Origin of the sequence: Streptomyces canus (assembly GCF_030816965.1) — a bacterium.
Classification (GTDB): domain Bacteria; phylum Actinomycetota; class Actinomycetes; order Streptomycetales; family Streptomycetaceae; genus Streptomyces; species Streptomyces canus_E.
Genome location: NZ_JAUSYQ010000002.1, coordinates 6,641,624 through 6,663,657 on the forward strand (window position 1 = coordinate 6,641,624; position 22,034 = coordinate 6,663,657).

Genomic DNA, 22,034 nt, shown 5'->3' on the forward strand with positions numbered 1-22,034 from the left:
GCCGCGCCTGGAGATCGTGGGGGAGTGCTGCGGCGCTTCCTCGGATCGGCGGGCAGGCCGAAATCCGTGAACAACACTGCTGACCACAGCCACGCCGGCGACTACGCCCAGACCGCGACCTTCGCCACCGACGCGGACGGGCAGGCGTGGACTCCGCCCACCTGGGAGGAGATCGTCAGCACGCACAGCGGCCGCGTCTACCGCCTGGCGTACCGCCTCACCGGCAACCAGCACGACGCCGAGGACCTCACGCAGGAGGTCTTTGTCCGCGTCTTCCGCTCGCTGTCCACGTACACACCGGGCACCTTCGAGGGCTGGCTGCACCGCATCACCACCAACCTCTTCCTGGACATGGTCCGCCGCAAGCAGCGCATCCGCTTCGACGCCCTCGGCGAGGACGCGGCAGAGCGACTGCCCAGCCGCGAGCCCTCACCCCAGCAGGTCTTCAACGACGCCCACTTCGACGCGGACGTCCAGCAGGCCCTCGACACCCTCGCGCCGGAGTTCCGCGCCGCGGTCGTCCTGTGCGACATCGAAGGACTGTCGTACGAGGAGATCGCCGCGACCCTGGGCGTCAAGCTCGGCACCGTCCGCTCACGGATCCACCGCGGCCGTTCCCAGCTGCGCAAGGCCCTCGCGCACCGTTCGCCCGAGGCCCGCGCCGAGCGCCGCTCCTTCATGGCCAGGGTCCCCGCCTTGGGGGGAGGGGGCGCGTCCGCGTGAGTGGATCACTGCCCAAACCCGGCGAGGGGAGCCTCGCGGAACAGCATCTGGGAGACCGACTCGCCGCTCTGGTGGACGGCGAGCTCGGTCATGCCACGCGGGAGCGTGTTCTCGCGCATCTCGCCACCTGTCCGAAGTGCAAGGCGGAGGCGGACGCCCAGCGCCGCCTGAAGAACGTCTTCGCGGAGGCCGCCCCGCCCCCGCCCTCGGAGAGCTTCCTGGCCCGTCTCCAGGGACTGCCGGGAGGTGATCCGGAGGACGGCGACAGCTCGCCGTTCGGCGGGGGAGGAGTCGGAGGACTGTCGGGACGACCCGGCGCCGCCGGAGCCTTCGGCGTGAGACGTGGGGAGCGCTTCGAGTTCGGCTACGTCCACGCCCGCCCGCCCGCCGCGATGCTCCCGCCCAGCGCGGGCCGGGGCTTCCGCGTCCATGACGTCAGCCGTCACGAGGCCGAGCGCTCGGCCTCCCGCGGCATGAGGTTCGCGTTCGTCGCCGCCGGGGCGGTGTCGCTGGCCGCGATCGCGCTGGGCGGCGTCACCACGGGGGCGCCGGGCGACACCGACGCCCGCGGGGCCGGCAGCAATGTGACTCCGGCGCGCACGCCGGGCACGGGAGCGGCGGTGCCGGAGAACCAACGGCGGCGTGGCGTGGGTCCGTTGCTCGCACAGGAACAGGGACAGCGGATGCTCGGCGACACCCCGGTCTCCCCGACCGAGGCGTCCGCGCCGCTGCTGCCGGGCGTCCCCGCCCAGGTCAAGGAGGCGGCCCTGCACACCCTCACGGCGCCCGTGCTCGCCGGTGCCGCCGCCATGTCCCCTCTCATACGTCCGCTCAGTACCACCCCGCCGCTCACCCTGACGTCCTGGTCCGCGACCCCGGACCTCTCCGCCGCCGGCCTCCCCGCCGCGCCCGTCCCCCACACGATGTCCGCGCCCACGCCTCCCAGCACCTCCCGCTGACCGGCGCCCTGCTCCGCGGCGCGTGAACCCTGGTTGAATCCGCCTCTCTTTCCGGGCATGCACCCCAGTCCTTCAGGGCCGGGGTGCATGCCCGCTCCCGCGTAGCGGGGCAGGGGAAGCCGAATTGCCTGCAGGGCGATTCGGCGTCTCGGGAGACACGGTGTTGAGGCCGACCTCAAGCAGGTGCAGCAGCTCAGAGTTGAGGGACCGTCGGTCGGCAGTGGCCTGAGCGGTCAGCCGCTCATGGAGGTCTTCCGGGATGCGCAGCGTAAACTTGATCATGCCGTCATTGTGCCGCTACCGTGGCGGCATGTCACGTTTCCGGATGTACCCGACGCCCGCGCAGGCGGAGCAGATGCTGATGCACTGTGCGCACGCCCGATACGTCTGGAACCTCGCTGTCGAGCAGCACGCGCACTGGAAGCCGGGCCGGAAGTCCGCACCCGGTTTCGCGGAGCAATGCCGCCAGCTCACCGAAGCCCGAAGGGAAAACGAGTGGCTGGCCGCCGGGAACGCGGACGTGCAGCAGCAGGCCCTCAACGACTTCGCCAAGGCCAAGAACTCCCGCTTCACTTCCGGCATAGGTGAGCCGACCTGGCGCAAGAAGTACCAGCACGAGGGCTTCCGCGTCATCGGCACCGACCGCGTACCCGAGTACGAACCGGACGGCAGAGCGAAGCTGAACCAGAAGACCGGCCGGCAGGTCATGGGCCGGTCGGTGGTCGTGCACCAGCTCAACCGGCGCTGGGCGCAGGTCAAGGTGCCCGGCTGTGGCTGGGTCCGCTTCCGCCTCAGCGCCAAGGGCAAGGGCGCGCAGCTACCCGCCGCGAAGACGTTCCGTGTCACCTACCGCAACGGTCAGTGGCACGCGGCATTCGCGGTCATCCCCGAGTCGACTCCCGCGCCAGGCACCGGCGAGGTCATCGGAATCGACCGGGGCGTGACCATCACGGCGGCGCTGTCGGACGGGCGGAAGCTGAACTGCCCGCAGCTCACGGTGAAGGAGCGAGCGCAGATCCGCAAGCACGAGCGGCGGGCAGCCCGAGCCCCGAAGAGCAGTGAACAGAAGACCGCCGAGTATGCGAAGGTCGCCAAGCTCAAGGCCCGTGAGGCGAACCGGCGCAAGGACTGGTGCGAGAAGACCAGCGCCATGTTCGCCGGCAGCTTCGACCTGATCCGGTTCGAGAAGCTGAACATCAAGAACATGACCCGCTCCGCGAAGGGAACCCTCGAGCAACCCGGCACCCACGTTCGACAGAAGGCCGGGCTGAACCGGGGCATCCTCGCCCAGGGCTGGGGCCTGCTGCGCCGGCGGACCGAGCACAAGGCCCCCGGCCGGGTCGAGGACGTTCCCGCCCCCTATACGAGTCTGCGGTGCAGCGCCTGCGGATGGATCGAGAAGAAGTCGCGCAAGAGCCAAGCCGACTTCGTCTGCGTATCCTGCGGGTTCACCTGCAACGCCGACGAGAACGCAAGCATCAACGTCGCGGCAGGACAGGGCGGGATCCCCCGCCCCCGGCGATCAGCCGGTGCCGGAGGGGTGACAACGGCCACCCGCCGTTCGAGCGCCCGTGAACCTCAACCCACCTAGGTTGGAATCCCCCTCTTTCAGGAGGGGGAGGATGTCAAAGGTAGGTCGACGTGCCGCGCACGGCGGCCGGTCAGCTGTGGGGAGAGCATGGACCAGGGGAAGTCCACGAAGGCGAAATGGTGGAGCCGACCCAGGCCACGGGGGGTTTCCGGGCCGGGCGAGAGCGACACTCCGACACCTGCAAGGACACGATCCGACGACGACTTCGTGCTGAGGGCTCCGGAGGATGGGGTGCCTGGGTCTGTTGTGCCGGGGGCCGAGGGCGACTTCGAGCTTGCGGCTCGCGGGGATGCGGCCGTTGGAGCCGGGGCTGGTGTGCCGAGGGCTGAGGGGGACTCTGAGCTCGGGGCTTCGGGGGATCGGATTGCTGGTCCGGGGACAGACGTGTCAACGATCCGGGACGTCTCTGGGCTGGGGGCTTCTGCGGGGGCGGTGGCCGATGCGGTGGCTGGTGTGCCGGGGGCCGAGGGCAATTTCGAGTGGGGGCCTCCGCTCGCCGGGGCGAACTCGGAGGGTGACTACGAACTCACGGCCCCGCGGGACGCCTCCGCCGCGGAGGGGGACTTCGCGCCGGCGCAGCCGATGCCGGCGGCTGCCCTGCCGACGGAGGTCCCTGCGACGGACACTCCCGTCGACGACCGGTCCACCGAGCCCGTCGACGCCATCGGTCAGGCTCCTGCCGAGCCCCCCACGGACCGCCCCGAGCCCGCGCACGTCTCCGACCCCACCAGCACCCCGCCGTACGGCGTACCGGGCCCCTGGGCCCCCGCCCCGCCGGTCCAGCACCCGGCGACCGCACCCGCGCACGGCACAGCGATACCCACACCGCCTCCACCGCCCGCCCGTGGCACGCCCGTGACCCGGGGCACGGGCACTTCCGGGCCGCCCAAGGACCATGACGCGCCCGCGCCGCACGGCTCGCCCTCGCCCACCCCGCCGGAAGCACCCCGAACGCCTTCCCACAGCTCACCGGCGCCCTCATCGGCCCCGGCCCCCGAGAACCCCCTCCCGCTCCAGCCCTCCGGCCTCCCCTTCCCACCCCCCACCCCCGACACCTCCACCCGCACCCCCTGGCAGAACTACGACCCCTGGGCCCCCGTCCCCGCCCCCCTCCAGCAAACCGGCGCCGCCGTGGACACCAAGGACACCCGGCGTCGCCGAACCCGGCGAGCGCTCCTCGCCGGCGCTCTCCTGCTCGCGCTCGTCGCAGGCGGCGTCGGTGGGGTCGTAGGGGCGTATCTCGAGCGCCATGGTGGGGGAGGCGACGTCGTGGAGTTGCCGCAGGCCGCGGCGGAGCCCAGAGGGCGGGCTCCCGACAGCGTCGCCGGGATCGCCGCCCGGGCCCTGCCCGGCGTCGTGACCCTGCATGTGAGCGGGGCCGAGGAGTCCGGTACCGGTACCGGCTTCGTGCTGGACGAGCGCGGACACATCCTGACCAACAACCACGTCGTGGAGCCGGCCGGGACCGACGGCGAGATATCGGTGACCTTTCACAGCGGGGACACCGCCAAGGCCGCCGTCGTGGGGCGGGACAGCGGGTACGACCTCGCCGTCGTCGAGGTGAGCGATGTCAGAGGGCTGAAGCCCATGACCCTCGGCAACTCCGACAACGTCCAGGTAGGCGACCCTGTCGTCGCCATCGGCGCCCCCTTCGACCTGGAGGGCACCGTCACCTCCGGCATCATCAGCGCGAAGGAACGGCCCATCACGGCCGGAGGCGAGAGCGGGGGCGGCACTGATGTCTCGTACGTCGACGCCTTGCAGACCGACGCCCCCATCAACCCCGGCAACTCCGGCGGCCCGCTCCTCGACTCCCGGGCCCGGGTCGTCGGCATCAACTCCGCCATCCGTTCCGCCGACGACGGATCCGGTTTTGGGACCGGACAGGCCGGCTCGATAGGTCTTGGCTTCGCGATCCCCGTCAACCAGGCCAAGCGGGTCGCCGAAGAACTGATCAACAGGGGCAAGGCGACCCACCCCGTCATCGGCGTCACCCTCGACATGGACTACACCGGCGACGGGGCCCGCGTCGGGACGAAGAGCAGTGACGGCGGCCCCGCCGTGACCGAGGGCGGCCCGGGCGACAGGGCCGGGCTCGAGGCGGGCGATGTCATCACCGAGGTGGACGGCCGCCGTATCCACTCCGGCGACGAACTCATCGTGAAGGCCCGCGCGCACCGCCCCGGAGACCGCCTGGAGCTCACCCTGAAGCGCGACGGCAGGGAAAAGTACGTCTCGTTGGTCCTCGGATCCTCGGACGGTGCCTAAGAGAATCGACAGAGAACCGGCAGAGGGCCGATCGACAGAAACCTCACAGTCACGCCCCCAAAGCTCGCTCCACAAGGCAAACAACCCGGAAAACCGCCCACCCGCCCGCACTCGGAGCCCTCGGGACAGTACCGGTCGTACGGGAACGGCAGGTACCGTGGACCCGGCCCGGACCACGGAAGACCCGCACAGACCACCGAGGGCCGAGGACCGAGGACATCGCAAGGAGCTTCAGGTGTTCAATGACATAGGACCGCTCGAGCTGATCACGCTCGTTGTCCTCGCCGTGCTCGTCTTCGGTCCGGACAAGCTTCCGAAGGTCATCCAGGACGTCATGCGGACCGTGCGCAAGATCCGCGAGTTCTCGGAGAGCGCCAAGCAGGACATCCGCTCGGAGCTCGGCCCGGAGTTCAAGGACTTCGAGTTCGAGGACCTCAACCCCAAGACGTTCATCCGCAAGCAGCTGGACAACGACGAGCTGGGGCTCAAGGAAATCCGTAACGGCTTCGACCTCAAGAAGGAGATGGCCGAGGTCACCGACGCGGTGCACAGCACGGACACCCCCGCGCAGTCTTCCTCCGGTGGCCGGATCGACATGACCAAGAAGCCCGAGGAGCCCGGCGAGGACAACCGCCCGCCCTTCGACGCGGACGCCACCTGAGCCGTACGCCCCACCGGAAGGCGCCTGACGAGCAGTTCGGCTCGCGGGCGCCTTTTCCCGTCGTACGTGATGTGTTTCATACCCTGCTCTCACCTCGTACGGCCTGAACGCACCCCCCGTGTGCCCCGCGCGCCGGGCGGTTTCCCGGCAGCTCGGAGCGGTGTGGCTATGCTGCCGAGTTGTTGTGCGGGCCGTACGCGAACCAGCGACGCCGCCCGAAGGGGGGCGGGCCGGTCCGGTCCGACGAGAGCTAGTAGGAGGCGTCCGGCACATGGAGACGACGAGTGGGACGGTCGCGCAGGCGCCGGCCGCGGAGGGTGGCCAGCAGGTTTCCTCCGCCCGGCGCACGGTCGACGGCTACCTTCAGGCGCCCTTCCCCTGGTACGGCCTCGACGAGGCCTTCACGGGACCGCGCTGGCTGATGCAGGTCGGCACGTCGGCCGACGGAGCCGTCGAGCACGGGTCGATCGGGCACGGTGACGAGCCCTCGGTGAAGAACGAGGTGGGCTCCACGGCGGAGCCGAAGGAGAAGTTCGCGGTGGTCGTGACCGTCGCCGCGAACCCCTCCCGCAGGAGCGCGGACGGCACGGGGCTGCTGGAGGCCACGTCCGTCTCCTCCGCCGCCTGGTTGGCCGGGGTGGGGTTGCTGTCGTTCACCTGGCCCGGCCAGATGGACCACTCCCTGCGGGACGACTGGCTGGACCAGCAGACCGAGACGGCCTGGGTCCTGGCGGACGACCTCGAAGGAGCCGACTGGTCCACGCTGTCCCTGCCGGTGGACGGGGTGCCCGCGCCCTTCCACTACCGGGAGTCGGAGTTCGGCTGGGTGCTCGCGGGCTCCACGCCGGAGGGGGTGCACGTGGGGGCGTACGGGAGAGGCATGAGTGCGTACGGGCTCGGGTTCGCGATGATCAAGGACATCTCGGCGTACGCCTAGCGCGTACGGGGGGCACCGCAGGCCCGTGCGGTGCCCCACAACTGTCCTATCGGTCCAGTAGTCGCCTTACCCACCGGACCTGGCGGTGGTCGGCGACCGCGTCGAGGAACCGGCGTCCGGTACCGGCCTCGTGGGCCGGGCCCTCGAGCCGCAGCAGGGCGCCGTCGCGGACGACGGCGTATGCGACGGGGGCGTCGGACTTCGGGAGGGCGACCGGGTGGCGTCCGTCCGGGAGCGGGAGGCGGGCGGGGAGCCGGAGCCGTGCCGTCGTCCCGTCGTCACCGGCGATCATCTCGGCGTCCACGGTCAGGGCGGACACGGTGACCTCGAGGCGAACCGTGCCACTGGCCGCGGTCGCCGCGAGGTACGGCAGCGGGAGCGACCGCTCGCCGCGCGCGGTGTTCGCAGCGGCGGCACCGGCCGTGTCGGAACCGAGCCTTCGCCGGCGCTGGTCCACGTCGAGGGCGAGCTGGCCGCTGCTCGTCCAGTACGGCAGCGCGAGCCGCCCGCCGGTCAGCGCCGGGCCCGCGGCCGGGGCACCCGGGGTGCCGTCGCCGGTCACGCGGACCATGCGGTCGACGCCCAGCAGCTGGACGTACGCCCACACGTCGTGCACCCCGCGCTCCAACGGCCGCCCGCCCGCGAGCCGTTCCGGATCGAGCCGCAGCCGCCCGGTCGCGACGAGCCGCGACCGCCCCTTGCCGAAGGCGTCGAGCCGCACTTCCAGGTCGCCCTCGGGGTACCACCAGTCCTCGCGGTCGCGGTCCTTGACGACGAGTTCGGCGTACGCCAGCCGGAACGGATCGCGGACCTCCCAGCCGTCCCCGGTCCCCGGGACTCCGGCGAGCAGCTCCGGGTCGAGCCACCGCTTCCCGTCCCGCTCGACCAGCACCAGCGGCTCGCCGTCCCCGCGCAGCAGGTCAAGGGTGACGTCGGCGACCAGCCGGCCGCCGTCCCACCGCAGTCCGCCGACCGTGCTGCGGGCCCTGACCTCACGGATGCGCTCGGCGAGGGTCACGGCGCCGTCGAAGTCACCGCGTTCGAGGAGCTCGGCGCGGAGGCGGGACACGGTGGGGAGCCCTTCTCGTACGGCCGCTGGGAACTCCTCGATCGCCAGTTTCCGGGCCGCCGCGAAGCGCTCCCGCTGTTCAGCCGGTTCTTCGCGGAGGATCTCGGGCTCGCGGGTACGGGAGAGGATCTCGACGTGGTAGAGGCGGTGCAGGAGGCGGTTCTGCAGCGCGTCGACGTCCTCGGACGCGGGTGTGCCGTCCTTGATCTGACGCACGACGGTGCGGCAGTTGGACCAGAAGCCGTGACGCGGGTTGAAGCGATGCCGGGTGTTGTTGCCGCCGTCGTCCCGCTTCATCCAGTAGTAGCAGGGGTAGTCGGCCAGGACCGAGATCCGCTCGGCCTTCAGATAGGCGGCGCTGACGAAGGCCAGGTCCTCCAGGATCCAGGGCCCCTCGGGGAACAGCAGACCGTGCTTCTCGACGAAGGCGCGCCGGAACATCTTGTGCGGCGACATGCTCTGCATGAGCTCGTCGTTCTCGATGGTGCAGGCGTCCACCGTGTGCCGGAACAGCCGTCGGGGACGCACTATCGTGCTGGACATCTTGCCGAGGACCACATCGGCGTCATTGCGCTTGGCGTGCTGGTACAGCCGCTCCAGGGCCTCGGGCCCGAGCAGGTCGTCGTGGTCGACGAACTGGATGTACTCGCCCTCGGCATGCCGCATGCCGAGGTTGCGGGGGGCGCCCGGCCAGCCTGAGTTCGGCCTGGTGTGCACCTGAACGTTGGGGTGTACGGCCGCGAGCTTCTCCACCCGGACCAGCGTGTCGTCCGTCGATCCGTCGTCGACGTAGATGACCTCGTACTCGTCGGCGGGCAGGCTCTGCCCGAGCAGCGACGGGGCACACTCGTCGACGTACTTCCCGGTGTTGTGGACGGGAACGATGACGCTGACTTTGACTCCCGGCATTCCACGGACCCTACCGGGCCCCTGGAATGCCTTCCGTCACATGCGTCTCAGAACTTGTTCTTCGGCGTGATCCCCAGCGACAACCCCGAAAGCCCCCGCTGCCGCCCCCCGAGCTTCCCCGCGATCCCCCGCAGAGCCGCCCCCGCCGGAGAGTCCGGGTCCGTCAGGACCACCGGCTTGCCCTCGTCGCCGCCCTCGCGGAGGCGGACGTCGATCGGGATGGAGCCGAGGACCGGGACCGTCGCACCCGTCGTGCGGGTCAGGCCGTCCGCCACCGTCTGACCGCCACCCGTGCCGAAGACGTCCACCATCTCGCCGCAGTGCGGGCACGGCAGGCCGGACATGTTCTCGACCACGCCGACGATCTTCTGGTGGGTCTGGACGGCGATGGAACCGGCGCGCTCGGCGACCTCCGCCGCCGCCTGCTGCGGGGTCGTCACCACCAGGATCTCCGCGTTCGGGACCAGCTGGGCCACCGAGATCGCGATGTCGCCCGTGCCCGGGGGGAGGTCCAGGAGCAGAACGTCCAGGTCGCCCCAGTACACGTCCGCCAGGAACTGCTGGAGGGCACGGTGGAGCATGGGCCCACGCCACACCACCGGTGCGTTGCCCGGCGTGAACATGCCGATCGAGATGACCTTCACGCCGTGCGCAGACGGCGGCATGATCATGTTCTCGACCTGGGTGGGGCGGCCGTCGGCGCCCAGCATGCGCGGGACCGAGTGGCCGTAGATGTCGGCGTCGACCACGCCCACCTTGAGGCCGTCGGCCGCCATCGCCGCCGCCAGGTTCACCGTCACGGAGGACTTGCCGACGCCGCCCTTGCCGGACGCGACCGCGTACACGCGCGTGAGCGAGCCCGGCTTGGCGAAGGGGACCTCGCGCTCGGTCTGGCCGCCGCGCAGCGCGGTCGCCAGTTCCTTGCGCTGTTCGTCGCTCATCACGTCGAGCGTGACGTCGACGCGGGTGACGCCCTCGACGGCCGCGACCGCGTCGGTGACGCGTTGCGTGATCGTCTCGCGCATCGGGCAGCCGGAGACCGTCAGGTACACGGTCACCGCGACCGCCCCGTCGGCCCCGATCTCCACCGACTTCACCATCCCGAGCTCGGTGATGGGCCGGTTGATCTCGGGGTCGTTCACCGTCGCCAGTGCCTCGCGCACCGCGTCTTCGCTAGCCATACAGACGATGGTACGGCGCCGTACAAGCACCCCTGTACGGCTCTCAACGGTCGTCTACGTCACGTCCCGGCGGCCGTTCCGACCGTTCTGCCGGGAATACGACGTGCCCGTCGTGCTGCCGTGCCTCCAGCTCCTTCATCAGGTCCTGGAGCTCCGAGCGGATCCAGTCGCGGGTCGCCACCTCCCCGAGGCCGATCCTGAGCGCGGCGATCTCGCGGGTCAGGTACTCGGTGTCCGCGATCGACCGCTCGTTCTGCTTGCGGTCCTGTTCGAGATTGACCCGGTCCCGGTCGTCCTGCCGGTTCTGTGCGAGCAGGATCAGCGGGGCCGCGTAGGAGGCCTGGAGAGACAGCATCAGGGTGAGGAAGATGAACGGGTAGTTGTCGAAGCGCAGATCGCGGGGCGCGAAGATGTTCCACAGCACCCACGCGATGATGACGACCGTCATCCAGACGATGAACCGCCCGGTGCCCAGGAACCGCGCGATCCGCTCCGACAGCCGCCCGAACGCCTCCGGGTCCCACTCCGGCAGCAGCCGGCGGCGCGGCGCCCGCGGCTGGTCGAGCCGGGTGCGGGGGCGGGTGGCCGCCGTGGCCCCGGCCGGGCCGCGCTCACGGGCCGAGGTCTCGCGCTCAGGCGTCATGACGGGTCTCCTCCTCGGAGTCGAACTCCGTCTCCCGCCAGTCCTCCGGCAGCATGTGGTCCAGTACGTCGTCCACGGTCACCGCGCCGAGCAGCGAGCCCGAATCGTCGACCACCGGCGCCGCGACCATGTCGTACGTCGCGAAGAACCCGGCGACGACCGGCAGGGTCGCGTCCGGATCGAGGGCCTGCAGGTCGTCGTCGAGCATGGAGCTGACGAGGGTGTACGGCGGGTCGCGCAGCAGCCGCTGGAAGTGGACCGTGCCGAGGTACTTGCCGGTCGGCGTCTCGTCGGGCGCCCGGCACACGTAGACCTGGGCGGCCAGGGCCGGGGACAGGTCGGCGTTGCGGACGCGGGCGAGCGCGTCGGCGACGGTCGCGTCCGGCCGTAGGACGATCGGTTCCGTCGTCATCAGACCGCCGGCCGTGTGCTCCTCGTACGCCATCAGGCGCCGCATGTCGGCCGCGTCCCCCGGCTGCATCAGGCTCAGCAGCCGCTCCTGCTCCTCCGTGGGGAGCTCGGAGAGCAGGTCGGCCGCGTCGTCGGGGTCCATGGCCTCCAGGACGTCGGCGGCCCGCTCCTCCTTCAGCTTGCCGAGGATCTCGATCTGGTCGTCCTCGGGGAGCTCTTCCAGCACGTCGGCCAGGCGGTCGTCGTCGAGAGCGGCGGCCACCTCGGCGCGCCGCTTGGGGGAGAGGTGGTGCAGGACGTTGGCGAGGTCGGCCGCGCGCAGCTGCTCGAAGGTGGCGAGGAGGCTCTCGGCGCCCTGTCCGTGCTCCTCCAGCGTGAAGCCGGTGACCGCGGACCACTCGACGGTCAGCGCCTCGCCCTTGCGCCGGAACGCCCCGCCCTTGCCGCCCTTGCGCACGAAGACACGGTCGATCTCCCAGTCCCGGCGGGCCGGCAGGTGGTGGACCGACGCGTCGAGGACGGTGACCTGTTCGTTCGTCTCCACGAGCGTGACGCGCCGGTCGAGGAGTTCGCCGAAGACCAGGCGCTCGGTGGGCCGTTGCTCGAAGCGGCGGACGTTGAGCACTCCGGTGGTGATGACCTGGCCGGACTCGATGCTGGTGACCCGGGTCATGGGCAGGAAGATGCGGCGCCGGGTGGAGAGTTCGACGACCAGCCCGAGCACGCGAGGCGGCCGGCGCCCGACGCGCAGCACGACGACGAGGTCGCGTACGCGGCCGACCTGGTCGCCGTTGGGATCGAAGACGGCGACGCCGGCGAGGTGCGAGACGAAGATCCGGGGGGCGCCCGCTGCCATGGCTGTGCTTCCTTTGCGTACGGGGTGTTTCGTTCGTCGTTCGTTGTCCGGATTGCCCGCTCGGGAGGGCTTAAGGCTAGCCCGTACCGATCGGATACGCCCTGGTGAGCGGTCCGGACGGTCTGGCTCCGCCCGGGACGCGGAGCCCCGGTACGCTGCCGTACGCCGCTGAAGGACCCTCGTCAGAAAGGCAGCCCCACCTGTGACTGCGATTCCCCAGGGCCGTGCCCGCAGGGCCGTACTGGTGAGCGCGATCTGCGCCCTGGTCGTGACGGGAACGGGGCTGACAGGATGCAGCGAGGATCCCGACGAGGGCACCAACGGGGTCGGCAAACTGCCCGCCGACCAGATCCAGTCCAGGACCCGGGCGGCCGCCCAGTCCGCCGACGCGCTGCGCCTGTCGGGGAACGTCGTCACCAGCGGGCGTACATACACACTCGACATGCGCCTGAACTCCGACGGCGGCTCCGGATCGGTCACCGCGCAGGGGGCCACCTTCCAGCTGCTGCGGATCGGCGAGGAGCTGTACCTGAAGGCCGACGCGGACTTCTGGACCCACGAGGACGGCAAGGGCGACGGTTCGGACTCGGACGCGGCCGCCGACAAGCTCGACGGCAAGTACGTGAAGGTGCCGTCGGGCGACCCGGCGTACAAGAAGTTCAGCGGTTTCACGGACAAGGACGTTCTCCTCGACGGACTTCTGACGCTGCACGGCAGCCTGGACACCGATGGCCACCATGAGCAGGCGGGTACCCGCACGATCCGCATCACGGGTGACAAAGGCGACGGCGGCACGCTGGACGTCTCCCTGGAGGGCCGGCCGTACCCCCTGCGCCTGGCCCGGGCGGGCGGCGCGGGCACGCTGACCTTCTCGGCCTGGGGCAAGAACTTCTCCCTGACCGAACCGGGCAAGGACGAGACGGTGGACTACGGCAAGCAGCTGCCGACGTCCTAGCGTTTGCGCCGTTTCATCAGCAGCCGCGGAAGCCCCGCGGGGATCGGCTCACGCGTGGTCGCCGGTGTCGGCAGCGGCGGTTCGGCCAGGTCCCCGTCGGGGAGCGGTTCCGTGATGCCCGTCGGCTCGAGCCTGAGTACCCGGCACTCGCGGGACCAACGGTCCGTCATCGCCTCGCCGTCCGGGGCGTTCAGGCGTTTCCCCTTGAGCTCGGCGACCGCCGCCTCCCACGCCTCGGAGCCGGGCGCCAGTTCCACGACCTTCGCCGCCCAGGAGACCAGCCGACCGCCCTTGTCCTTGCTCCGGACGGTCACCTCGGCCGGGCCCCCGTCGGTCAGTCCGGGCAACGGCTGCTCCCCGGTGCCGTCGCCGACCAGGCATGCCGCACCCTCGTGCCACACGTGCCACAGGGCGCGCGCCGGGCCTTCGGACCCCTTGACCCAGATGAGGCCGGACTTCTTGGTGGCCTCTTCCACAAGGGCGCGGTCGAGCAGCTCGCTGGTCATGGGCCCAGCGTATCCATCGGCGGCACCCACGATCACAGCCAGCCGTTGCGCTTGAGGGTGCGGTGGATGCCCAGGCAGATGACACCGGTGATCGCCATGATCACCGGATAGCCGAGCTTCCAGTGGGTCTCCGGCATGTAGTCGAAGTTCATGCCGTAGACACCGCACACCATCGTCGGTACGGCGATGATCGCGGCCCAGGACGTGATCTTCCGCATGTCCTCGTTCTGGGCGACGGACGCCTGCGCGAGGTTGGCCTGGAGGATGGAGTTGAGGAGCTCGTCGAAGCCGAGGACCTGCTCCTGGACGCGGGCGAGGTGGTCGGCGACGTCCCGGAAGTACTTCTGGATGTCGGGGTCGACGAGCCGCATCGGCCGCTCGCTGAGCAGCTGCATGGGCCGCAGCAGCGGGGCGACGGCCCGCTTGAACTCCAGCACCTCACGCTTGAGCTGGTAGATCCGCGCCGAGTCGACACCGCGCGAGACCTTGCCGCCGCGCCCCGGGGTGAACACCTCGGTCTCCACCTCGTCGATGTCGTCCTGCACCGCGTCGGCGACCGCGACATAGCCGTCGACGACATGGTCGGCGATCGCGTGCAGCACCGCCGAGGGGCCCTTGGCGAGCAGCTCGGGGTCGTCCTGGAGCCGGTGCCGCAGCGCCCTGAGCGAGCCCTGGCCACCGTGCCGGACGGTGATGAAGAAGTCCCGGCCGGTGAAGCACATGACCTCGCCGGTCTCGACGATCTCGCTGTTGGCGGTGAGCTCGTCGTGCTCGACGTAGTGGATGGTCTTGAAGACGGTGAACAGGGAGTCGTCGTAGCGCTCCAGCTTGGGCCGCTGGTGGGCCTGCACGGCGTCCTCGACGGCGAGCGGGTGCAGCCCGAACTCACCGGCGATACCGGAGAATTCGGCCTCGCTCGGCTCGTGCAGACCGATCCACACGAACCCGCCGTCGCGGCGCACCTGGCGCATCGCCTCGTGCGGGCTCAGCTGCTGGTCGGTCGCCACGCGCCGCCCGTCGCGGTAGACGGCGCAGTCGACGACGGCGGAGGGCGTCGAGGGGTCGCGTGTCGCGTCGTACGCGCCGGTGTCCTTGCGCAGCGAGGGACGCGACGGGCGTACGGCGGCACGCAGGTCACGGATCATCGACATGGCAGGCTCCTTCGTGACGGGCAACAAAGGGCGCCGGCGAGGGATGGAACTACCCGGAATGGGGACGTCCTGCTGTGGGTGTTTGGCACGTCCACAAAGCGGGGAGCACCGCACCATCGCGGTGGCGAGCTTCGCTACTGATTCAGCTACTGCTGGTGATCAGACAGATCAGGCAAAACGAACGAAGTGCTCTTCCGCACGAAGACGCGAACGTGAGAGGCGGCGGTTGCCGAAAGTCACAGAGCTGCATCAGCGGCCGGAAGAACGAGTGGTACTACCAGGTCGACTTCGATCCATGACAGCCCCACCTCCTCCGGCCGGTCCCTCGTAAGGGACGATCCATTCCCGTAAGGGAGTCTCACAGGCGTCGGGACTCGATGCGCGACGCTTCAGCGTGCTGCCCCGGCGACCGGGCCAGAGTATCAGCAGGCCGAAGTGTCAAGGCGCTGCTTTGCCCGGTACTGACGAGTTCTATGCTCGCCGCATGGCAGATGTTCTTCCTCTGGTCGAGGCCCGGTTGCGCAGCGCGCTGGGCGAGCCGGACGCGCGCGCGGCGGTCACCTTCCTGGGCACGGACCGCATCGAGGTGCTCCGCTTCACCGACGGGGACGTCGTCCGCTACGCCACCCTCGGCATGTCCGCGCAGCCGATGGGCGACCCCACCGCGATGCTCGCCGACCCGGTCAAGGGTCCGCGCGCCGAACTGCTGATGTCCGTACGGTCAGGGCTCGCCGACACCGACAAGGTGCTCCGCCCGCTCGCCGTCCTCGCCGCGTCCCCGCAGGTCGAGGGCGTGGTCGTGGCGCCGGGCGCCTCACTCGACGTAGGTGAACCCCTGTGGCCCGGCGCTCCGTTCACCTCGGTCCTGGTCGCCGAGCCGGGCGGACTGGTCGAGGACCTGGAACTCGACGAGCCCCTCGATCCGGTCCACTTCCTGCCGTTGCTCCCCATGACGCCGAACGAGGCCGCCTGGAAGCGTGTCCACGGTGCCCAGGCCCTCCAGGAGCGCTGGCTGACGAACGGGACGGACCTCAGGGATCCGTCCCGGAAGTCCGTCCCGCTGGAGTGACCCTCGCGTGAGCAAGGTCACCAAGTGCTGGCCGGAAGACGTCAGTTGGCGAAGACGGCGACACTGTCCTCGGTCGCGTGCCTCGGCTCCAGCTCCTCCGCCTCGCGGGTGAGCGCCTTGCGCCGTACGACGACCACGAGCGCGCCCAGCACCGCGGTCACCGCGGCCACCACGAACGGGATGTGGATGTCGGTCCACTCCTCGATCTTCGGCGCGAAGTAGGGCGCCGCGGCCGCCGCGAACCAGCGCACGAAGTTGTAGCCCGCGCTCGCCACGGGCCGCGGGGCGTCCGAGACGCCGAGCGCCAGCTCCGTGTAGACGGTGTTGTTCACGCCGATGAAGGCGCCGGACAGGATCGTGCAGACGATGGCCGCCGTGTGGTTGCCGTAGCCGAGGACGAGCACGTCGAGCGCGAGCAGGACGAGTGAGCCGCCGAGCACCTTGAGCGAACCGAACCTCTCCTGGAGGCGCGGCGCGGCGAACACCGAGAAGACGGCGAGCAGTACACCCCAGGCGAAGAACACGGCACCCGACTTGTACGGGGTCATGTCGAGCACGAAGGGCGTGAAGGCCAGCACGGTGAAGAACGTGTAGTTGTAGAAGAAGGACGACACCGCGGCCGAGGCGAGCCCGCCGTGGCCGAGTGCCTTGACCGGGTCCAGCAGGGACGTCTTGCGGGCCGGCTTGGGCTGTTCCTTCAGGAACACCGTGATGCACAGGAAGCCGATCGCCATCAGGAAGGCCGTACCGAAGAACGGGTAGCGCCAGCTGGCGTCACCGAGCAGCGCGCCCAGGAGCGGGCCGCAGGCCATGCCGAGGCCGAGGGCGGACTCGTACAGCAGGATCGCCGCCGCGCTGCCGCCCGCCGCCGCGCCGACGATGACGGCGAGGGCCGTGGAGACGAACAGGGCGTTGCCCAGGCCCCAGCCGGCCCGGAAGCCGACCAGTTCCTGGACCGAGCCCGAGGTGCCCGCGAGCCCCGCGAAGACCACGACGAGGGCGAGGCCGAGCAGCAGGGTCTTCCTGCCGCCGATGCGGCTGGAGACGAAGCCGGTGACCAGCATCGCGATCGCGGTGATCAGGAAGTACGAGGTGAACAGGAGGGAGACCTGGCTCGCCGTGGCGTCCAGGCCCTGGGCGATCGACGGCAGGATCGGGTCCACGAGTCCGATGCCCATGAAGGCGACGACGGACGCGCCGGCGGTCGCCCAGACCGCCTTGGGCTGGCGTAGCAGGCTGGTGGCTCCCGCGTCGAAGGGGTCCTGACTTGCTCCCATCATGTGCTCCCATCCCCAGGTAGATAGTTGGTATATGCACATAGTAAGTTAGAAGAGCTAACTAATGCAAGCTACATCTATTTGTCCTGGTGAATGCTTCCGTCCGGACGGGTGATCGTCCTTGACGTGAGGGGGCGAGGGTAGGACCGTGGGGCCCTATGAGGGGCGAACCCAGTTGCCCGAAGTGTGGTGGCCGGGTCAGGGCTCCCGGACTCTTCGCCGATTCCTGGCAGTGCGATGTGCACGGGACCGTGCATCCGCTGCAGCCCGTGATCCCGCCCAGCGTCGAGGCGCTCGATGTCGTGGTGCATCGCACGCAGGTGCCGGTGTGGATGCCGTGGCCGCTGCCGGTCGGCTGGCTGTTCACGGGCGTGGCCTGCGCCGGTGACGACCGCAGCGGCGGTCGCGCCACGGCCGTGGCCTGCACGGGACCCGGGCCGCTCGGGGGTGTCGGCGAGCTGATTCTCGTGGCCGAGGAGCTCGGGGTCGGGCTCGGGGCGCGCTACGCGGGCATCGACGGGCCGGATCCGGGGCCGTACATGAGCGTGGAGAAGCCGGCGCAGGCGAAGGTGCTCGCTGCCGGTCGGCCGACTCCGCTGTGGCATGTTGCCGGGGCGCCGGACGACCGGGCGGTGTTTGCGGGAGAGGCGCTGGGGTTGTGGCTGTGGGCGGTCGTCTGGCCCGAGCAGTCCGGGTTGCTGATGTACGACGAGCTGGTGCTCACTGATCTGCGCGATGCGGGGGCGGAAGTGGAACTGGTGCCCTGCGGGGCGCTGTCGCCCCGCCTGCTGAAACCCTGACTGTAGGGGGCGCACCCCAGCGGCGGGTGTGACAGAGGCGCTGGATGATCTGGTTATCCTTGAGCGTCCTCATCTGTTCCGTCAGTCAGTGTCTGGAGTTCGCGACGTGCGCATCGATCTGCACTGCCACTCCACGGCCTCCGACGGGACCGACACGCCCGCCGAGCTGGTGCGGAATGCCGCCGCTGCGGGGCTGGACGTCATCGCCCTCACCGATCACGACACCACCCGTGGGTACGGCGCGGCCATCGCCGCGCTGCCTGTGGGACTGACCCTCGTCACCGGGGCCGAGCTGTCCTGCCGGATCGGCGGGGTGTCCATGCACATGCTGGCCTACCTCTTCGATCCCGAGGAGCCGGCGCTGCTCGCCGAGCGGGAGCTGGTGCGGGACGACCGGGTGCCCCGGGCGCGCGGGATGGTGGCCAGGCTTCAGGAGCTGGGCGTGCCGGTCACCTGGGAGCAGGTGGCGCGGATCGCCGGTGACGGGTCCGTCGGGCGGCCGCATGTCGCCACCGCGCTCGTCGAGCTCGGGGTCGTCCAGAGCGTGGACGACGCCTTCACCGACGACTGGCTGGCCGACGGCGGGCGGGCCTACGTGGAGAAGCACGAGACCGACCCCTTCGAGGCGATCCGGCTGGTCAAGGGGGCCGGCGGGGTCACCGTGTTCGCCCACCCGGGCGCGAGCAAGCGCGGTCACACCGTCCCGGAGCCCGCGATCGCCGAGATGGCCGCCGCCGGGCTCGACGGCATCGAGGTCGACCACATGGACCACGACGAGGACACGCGCGTACGACTGCGCGGGCTCGCCAGGGAACTGGGGCTGCTGACCACCGGCTCCAGCGACTACCACGGCAGCCGCAAGACGGTCGCCCTCGGCGAGTACACGACGGACCCCGAGGTGTACGGGGAGATCACGCGGCGGGCGACGGGCGCGTTTCCCGTCCCGGGGACCGGCGGAATCTGAGGCTCGATCCCGCTTCCCGTCACCCGGCGCCGGGCCGTGCCCGGCTCCGTCTTCCACCCCCTTCGGTAAGGCCAGTTCCGTCATGTTCGACGTCGCCGTCTTCGGCTCGCTCTTCCTCACCCTGTTCGTCATCATGGATCCCCCCGGGATCACCCCGATCTTCCTCGCGCTGACCGCCGGCCGGCCCGGCAAGGTGCAGAAGCGGATGGCCTTCCAGGCCGTCTGTGTCGCGGGTGGTGTCATCGCCGTCTTCGGGCTCCTGGGCCACCAGATCCTGAACTACCTGCATGTCTCCGTGCCCGCGCTGATGATCGCGGGCGGGCTGCTGCTCCTGCTGATCGCGCTCGACCTGCTCACCGGCAAGACCGACGAACCGAAGCAGACCAAGGACGTGAACGTGGCGCTCGTCCCCCTGGGCATGCCGCTGCTTGCGGGTCCGGGTGCGATCGTCTCCGTCATCCTCGCCGTGCAGAAGGCCCACAGCGTCGCCACACAGGTCTCGGTGTGGACGGCGATCCTCGCCATCCATGTCGTGCTGTGGCTGGTGATGCGCTACTCGCTGCTGATCATCCGGGTCATCAAGGACGGCGGGGTCGTGCTGGTGACACGGCTCGCGGGCATGATGCTCTCCGCGATCGCCGTGCAGCAGATCATCAACGGGATCACCCAGGTGGTCCGGGCGGGCTGAGCGGCCCTGGGTATGCGCAGAGCCCCCGCCCGGCGTCGATGCCTGGCGGGGGCTCTGAAGCTTCGGCGGTGATCCGCGTCTGTTACGAGGCCGAGGTGTCGGCCGGACGGATCCAGAGCCGCTGTCCTATGGCGGCGGCCTGCTGAACGATCCGGTTGACGGAGGCGGCGTCCACGACAGTGCTGTCCACGGGCGTGCCGTCGACGTCGTCGAGTCGCATGATTTCGAAGCGCATGGCTTCTCCCTTCGTCTGGTCATCCTCCTGCGGAGAATTACTGCGTACGTGAGTAGTCAACGGGGTGCGTGTTACAAACATTCCCTACGCTAAAGAAATTTTTCGAACAGCTAACTACTGACCGGTAAGTGAGTCTTCGGAGACTCCTTGGGACCGGTTGTGTTCGCAGCGTGACCGCCGGGACAATGGTGGCGATGAACGACGACCTGGCGCCACTGAGCGCCCGCATCGACCGCACCAACGAGCTGCTCACGCGCATGCTCGCCGAGGTCGCGAAGACGCCCTCGACGCATGCGATCTTCGTCGACGCGGGATACCTCTACGCGGCCGCGGGACGACTCGTCGCCGGCACCGAGGACCGTCGCGCCTTCGACCTCGACGCCGAGGGCCTGATCGAGGCCCTCATCGACCGGGCCCGCACCATCTTCGCGGACAGCAGGCTGCTGAGGGTCTACTGGTACGACGGCGCGAGACGCCGTATCCACACGTCGGAACAGCAGTCCATCGCCGAACTCCCGGACGTGAAGGTCCGGTTGGGCAACCTCAACGCCAACAACCAGCAGAAGGGCGTCGACTCGCTGATCCGCTCCGACCTGGAGTCCCTGGCCCGGCACCGCGCGATCAGCGACGCGGCACTGCTGGGCGGAGACGAGGACCTCGTCTCGGCGGTCGAGGCGGCCCAGGGCTACGGCGCCCGCGTGCACCTGTGGGGCATCGAGGCACCGGAGGGCCGCAACCAGGCGGAACCGCTCCTCTGGGAGGTCGACAGCCAGCGCACCCTCGACCTCGACTTCTTCAAGCCGTACGTCTCCCGGCGGGCGGCTGTGCCCTACGAGGCGACGACCACCCGGCCCGCCCGCGAGGACGTCCGTTTCGTGGGTGCGCAGATCGCCGCGAAGTGGCTTGCGGAGCGGGGGAGGGCGGCGCTGCAGGAGCTGCTGCCCGGCCATCCGTATCTGCCGGGCTCGGTGGACCAGGACCTGCTGGTGGAGGCGGAGGGGCTTCTCCAGTACTCACTGCGGGGGCAGGCGGATCTGCGACGGGCGCTGCGGGACGGGTTCTGGGAACATTTGCAGGGGCAGTACTGATCGCTCGTCGGCAGTGCCGAGCGCTTGCCGGCCGTACTGACCGCTCAACGGCCGACGCTGTCCCAGAAGTCGGCCAGGGCGCGGGCCGTGGGGAGGGGCTGGTCGGCGTTGGGGGAGTGTTCGGCTCCGGGGATCACCGTGCGGCGGGCGCCCAGTCGTACGGCCATGTCGTCGAGCAGAGGCACCGGCCAGGTGTCGTCCTGCGATCCTGACAGGACGTGGAACGGCAGCGGGACGGTGGCGAGTTTGCCGACCCGGTCCGGCTCGGTGCACAACTGGCGTCCCGTCGCGAGGAGTTGGGCGGGCTTGTTGCCCAGCCAGCGGCGGCGGAGCTGTTCGACGTCCCCGATGCCCTGGGCGGGACCGCCGACCTCCTCCGGCGGTCCCATGGCCAGGATGGCGTCCCACACCTCGGTCATCGTCATCACACCGAGCGCGTCCCGCAGCAGCTTCACGCGCTGTTGCTGGGAGTCGGAGATCTGCGCGGGGCCCGAGGAGACGAGGGTGAAGGACAGGAAGGGCGAGTGGTCGAGCAGTACGGCAGCGCGCGCGATCTGACCGCCCAGGGAATGCCCGACCAGGTGCACGGGTGTGTCGATTGCGTCGGCCTGGGCGAGCACGTCCCGCGCCAACTCGCCTCGCGCGTAGGCGGATTCGTCGGTATCCGGCCCGTCCGACTCGAACTGTCCTCGGCCGTCCACGGCCACGACCCGGTATCCGCGCGCCGTGAGCGGCTCGTGGAGCAGCGTGAAGTCCTCCTTGCTCCCCGTGAAACCGGGCAGCAGCAGCGCGGTGCCCTTCTCGGCGACACCGGGGGGCACGGCCGAGTCCATGACCGCGAACTCACCGCGGGCGGTGCGCAGGCGGTAGGCACGGGCGCCGGGGGGCGGGGTGAAGACGGCTCGGGTGCTCACGGGGTGAGGGTATCGGGCGGGGGTGAGGGGCCGACGCCGTAGGGGGGGGCGCCGCGGGGTGCCGCAGACGGTGGCGCGGGGCGGGGCGCCGCAGACGCGCCCACGCGGGGGAGGCGCATATGGATACAGCCCCGCGCCCCTTGGAGGGTGTGGTCGGCGTCGGCTGCCACGGACCGGTG

Annotated in this window: 22 protein-coding genes; 12 read left to right on the top strand and 10 right to left on the bottom strand. The window is 70.2% G+C overall.

Going from position 1 to position 22,034, the window contains the following annotated elements; translation table 11 throughout:
* Window positions 1-24: 24 nt before the first annotated feature.
* Window positions 25-723, top strand: a complete 699-nt coding sequence (gene sigE, locus QF027_RS31655) for an RNA polymerase sigma factor SigE (RefSeq protein ID WP_057610053.1) — start codon at window positions 25-27, stop codon at window positions 721-723.
* On the top strand, window positions 720-1,682 hold the full coding sequence (locus QF027_RS31660) for an anti-sigma factor family protein (RefSeq protein WP_306976729.1): 963 nt from the start codon (window positions 720-722) through the stop codon (window positions 1,680-1,682). Before sigE ends, QF027_RS31660 begins: the two co-directional genes overlap by 4 nt.
* 72 nt (window positions 1,683-1,754) lie before the next feature.
* Here QF027_RS31660 and QF027_RS31665 read toward each other — a convergent pair whose 3' ends face one another.
* A complete protein-coding gene (locus QF027_RS31665) occupies window positions 1,755-1,964 on the bottom strand; it encodes an Arc family DNA-binding protein (protein WP_306976726.1) in 210 nt (69 codons plus the stop codon).
* Between the two features lie 28 nt (window positions 1,965-1,992).
* Between QF027_RS31665 and QF027_RS31670 the strand changes: the two genes are divergently transcribed.
* The 4 genes from QF027_RS31670 (at window position 1,993) to QF027_RS31685 (ending at window position 7,139) form a co-directional block, all read left to right on the top strand.
* Window positions 1,993-3,273, top strand: coding sequence for an RNA-guided endonuclease InsQ/TnpB family protein (locus QF027_RS31670; RefSeq protein ID WP_307078531.1), 1,281 nt, complete (start codon window positions 1,993-1,995; stop codon window positions 3,271-3,273).
* Window positions 3,274-3,717: 444 nt separating this feature from the next.
* A complete protein-coding gene (locus tag QF027_RS31675) occupies window positions 3,718-5,541 on the top strand; it encodes a trypsin-like peptidase domain-containing protein (RefSeq protein WP_373432442.1) in 1,824 nt (607 codons plus the stop codon).
* 235 nt (window positions 5,542-5,776) lie between these two features.
* Window positions 5,777-6,202, top strand: coding sequence for a sec-independent translocase (locus QF027_RS31680; RefSeq protein WP_306976724.1), 426 nt, complete (start codon window positions 5,777-5,779; stop codon window positions 6,200-6,202).
* 271 nt (window positions 6,203-6,473) lie between these two features.
* Entirely contained in the window at window positions 6,474-7,139 is a 666-nt protein-coding gene (locus QF027_RS31685; RefSeq protein ID WP_306976722.1) for a hypothetical protein, read from the top strand.
* Window positions 7,140-7,185: 46 nt separating this feature from the next.
* On the opposite strand, the gene QF027_RS31690 is transcribed toward QF027_RS31685, so the two are convergent.
* From QF027_RS31690 to QF027_RS31705, 4 genes are read right to left on the bottom strand one after another with little or no spacing between them, the layout of a single operon-like run.
* Complete coding sequence (locus QF027_RS31690) at window positions 7,186-9,117, bottom strand: glycosyltransferase family 2 protein (RefSeq protein ID WP_307078533.1); 1,932 nt, start codon at window positions 9,115-9,117, stop codon at window positions 7,186-7,188.
* 47 nt (window positions 9,118-9,164) lie between these two features.
* The gene (locus QF027_RS31695) at window positions 9,165-10,298 is read right to left on the bottom strand and encodes an Mrp/NBP35 family ATP-binding protein (protein ID WP_266522038.1); all 1,134 of its coding nucleotides are present in this window, start codon (window positions 10,296-10,298) and stop codon (window positions 9,165-9,167) included.
* Window positions 10,299-10,341: 43 nt separating this feature from the next.
* Window positions 10,342-10,941 (bottom strand): DUF1003 domain-containing protein, encoded by a 600-nt coding sequence (locus QF027_RS31700; protein ID WP_307078535.1) that lies wholly within the window; start codon window positions 10,939-10,941, stop codon window positions 10,342-10,344.
* Window positions 10,931-12,208: a magnesium transporter MgtE N-terminal domain-containing protein gene (locus tag QF027_RS31705; protein ID WP_306976715.1), complete on the bottom strand. Its 1,278-nt coding sequence runs from the start codon at window positions 12,206-12,208 to the stop codon at window positions 10,931-10,933. Before QF027_RS31705 ends, QF027_RS31700 begins: the two co-directional genes overlap by 11 nt.
* Before the next feature lie 202 nt (window positions 12,209-12,410).
* Here QF027_RS31705 and QF027_RS31710 point away from each other — a divergent pair, with 202 nt between their 5' ends.
* Complete coding sequence (locus QF027_RS31710) at window positions 12,411-13,163, top strand: hypothetical protein (RefSeq protein ID WP_307078537.1); 753 nt, start codon at window positions 12,411-12,413, stop codon at window positions 13,161-13,163.
* On the opposite strand, the gene QF027_RS31715 is transcribed toward QF027_RS31710, so the two are convergent.
* On the bottom strand, window positions 13,160-13,669 hold the full coding sequence (locus QF027_RS31715; protein WP_307078539.1) for a hypothetical protein: 510 nt from the start codon (window positions 13,667-13,669) through the stop codon (window positions 13,160-13,162). The two genes, QF027_RS31710 and QF027_RS31715, sit on opposite strands and share 4 nt — an antisense overlap.
* A gap of 32 nt (window positions 13,670-13,701) precedes the next feature.
* Window positions 13,702-14,820, bottom strand: a complete 1,119-nt coding sequence (locus tag QF027_RS31720; RefSeq protein ID WP_306976709.1) for a magnesium and cobalt transport protein CorA — start codon at window positions 14,818-14,820, stop codon at window positions 13,702-13,704.
* A 484-nt stretch (window positions 14,821-15,304) separates the two neighbouring features.
* Here QF027_RS31720 and QF027_RS31725 point away from each other — a divergent pair, with 484 nt between their 5' ends.
* Window positions 15,305-15,889, top strand: a complete 585-nt coding sequence (locus tag QF027_RS31725; protein WP_057610064.1) for a suppressor of fused domain protein — start codon at window positions 15,305-15,307, stop codon at window positions 15,887-15,889.
* A gap of 41 nt (window positions 15,890-15,930) precedes the next feature.
* Here the strand turns inward: QF027_RS31725 and QF027_RS31730 are convergent, their stop codons facing one another.
* Complete coding sequence (locus tag QF027_RS31730; RefSeq protein WP_306986542.1) at window positions 15,931-17,166, bottom strand: MFS transporter; 1,236 nt, start codon at window positions 17,164-17,166, stop codon at window positions 15,931-15,933.
* Window positions 17,167-17,324: 158 nt separating this feature from the next.
* Here QF027_RS31730 and QF027_RS31735 point away from each other — a divergent pair, with 158 nt between their 5' ends.
* The 3 genes from QF027_RS31735 (at window position 17,325) to QF027_RS31745 (ending at window position 19,618) form a co-directional block, all read left to right on the top strand.
* Complete coding sequence (locus QF027_RS31735; RefSeq protein WP_306976705.1) at window positions 17,325-17,966, top strand: DUF6758 family protein; 642 nt, start codon at window positions 17,325-17,327, stop codon at window positions 17,964-17,966.
* Window positions 17,967-18,072: 106 nt separating this feature from the next.
* Window positions 18,073-18,930, top strand: coding sequence for a PHP domain-containing protein (locus QF027_RS31740; protein ID WP_306976703.1), 858 nt, complete (start codon window positions 18,073-18,075; stop codon window positions 18,928-18,930).
* Between the two features lie 82 nt (window positions 18,931-19,012).
* Complete coding sequence (locus QF027_RS31745) at window positions 19,013-19,618, top strand: MarC family protein (protein WP_307078542.1); 606 nt, start codon at window positions 19,013-19,015, stop codon at window positions 19,616-19,618.
* 82 nt (window positions 19,619-19,700) lie between these two features.
* On the opposite strand, the gene QF027_RS31750 is transcribed toward QF027_RS31745, so the two are convergent.
* Window positions 19,701-19,853, bottom strand: coding sequence for a hypothetical protein (locus QF027_RS31750; RefSeq protein WP_007384531.1), 153 nt, complete (start codon window positions 19,851-19,853; stop codon window positions 19,701-19,703).
* A 194-nt stretch (window positions 19,854-20,047) separates the two neighbouring features.
* Between QF027_RS31750 and QF027_RS31755 the strand changes: the two genes are divergently transcribed.
* Window positions 20,048-20,941 (top strand): NYN domain-containing protein, encoded by an 894-nt coding sequence (locus QF027_RS31755; protein ID WP_306976697.1) that lies wholly within the window; start codon window positions 20,048-20,050, stop codon window positions 20,939-20,941.
* A gap of 44 nt (window positions 20,942-20,985) precedes the next feature.
* Here the strand turns inward: QF027_RS31755 and QF027_RS31760 are convergent, their stop codons facing one another.
* Window positions 20,986-21,855 (bottom strand): alpha/beta fold hydrolase, encoded by an 870-nt coding sequence (locus tag QF027_RS31760; RefSeq protein ID WP_306976695.1) that lies wholly within the window; start codon window positions 21,853-21,855, stop codon window positions 20,986-20,988.
* Window positions 21,856-22,034 lie beyond the last annotated feature (179 nt).

Excerpts from the sequence above, each read along its gene's own strand:
- QF027_RS31685 (WP_306976722.1), top strand. The coding sequence starts at position 6,474 with ATGGAGACGACGAGTGGGACGGTCGCGCAGGCGCCGGCCGCGGAGGGT.
- QF027_RS31690 (WP_307078533.1), bottom strand. The coding sequence starts at position 9,117 with ATGCCGGGAGTCAAAGTCAGCGTCATCGTTCCCGTCCACAACACCGGG.
- QF027_RS31695 (WP_266522038.1), bottom strand. The coding sequence starts at position 10,298 with ATGGCTAGCGAAGACGCGGTGCGCGAGGCACTGGCGACGGTGAACGAC.
- QF027_RS31720 (WP_306976709.1), bottom strand. The coding sequence starts at position 14,820 with ATGTCGATGATCCGTGACCTGCGTGCCGCCGTACGCCCGTCGCGTCCC.
- QF027_RS31730 (WP_306986542.1), bottom strand. The coding sequence starts at position 17,166 with ATGGGAGCAAGTCAGGACCCCTTCGACGCGGGAGCCACCAGCCTGCTA.
- QF027_RS31725 (WP_057610064.1), top strand. The coding sequence starts at position 15,305 with ATGGCAGATGTTCTTCCTCTGGTCGAGGCCCGGTTGCGCAGCGCGCTG.
- QF027_RS31750 (WP_007384531.1), bottom strand. The coding sequence starts at position 19,853 with ATGCGCTTCGAAATCATGCGACTCGACGACGTCGACGGCACGCCCGTG.
- QF027_RS31755 (WP_306976697.1), top strand. The coding sequence starts at position 20,048 with ATGAACGACGACCTGGCGCCACTGAGCGCCCGCATCGACCGCACCAAC.
- QF027_RS31665 (WP_306976726.1), bottom strand. The coding sequence starts at position 1,964 with ATGATCAAGTTTACGCTGCGCATCCCGGAAGACCTCCATGAGCGGCTG.
- QF027_RS31745 (WP_307078542.1), top strand. The coding sequence starts at position 19,013 with ATGTTCGACGTCGCCGTCTTCGGCTCGCTCTTCCTCACCCTGTTCGTC.
- QF027_RS31670 (WP_307078531.1), top strand. The coding sequence starts at position 1,993 with ATGTCACGTTTCCGGATGTACCCGACGCCCGCGCAGGCGGAGCAGATG.
- QF027_RS31700 (WP_307078535.1), bottom strand. The coding sequence starts at position 10,941 with ATGACGCCTGAGCGCGAGACCTCGGCCCGTGAGCGCGGCCCGGCCGGG.
- QF027_RS31715 (WP_307078539.1), bottom strand. The coding sequence starts at position 13,669 with ATGACCAGCGAGCTGCTCGACCGCGCCCTTGTGGAAGAGGCCACCAAG.
- QF027_RS31705 (WP_306976715.1), bottom strand. The coding sequence starts at position 12,208 with ATGGCAGCGGGCGCCCCCCGGATCTTCGTCTCGCACCTCGCCGGCGTC.
- QF027_RS31735 (WP_306976705.1), top strand. The coding sequence starts at position 17,325 with ATGAGGGGCGAACCCAGTTGCCCGAAGTGTGGTGGCCGGGTCAGGGCT.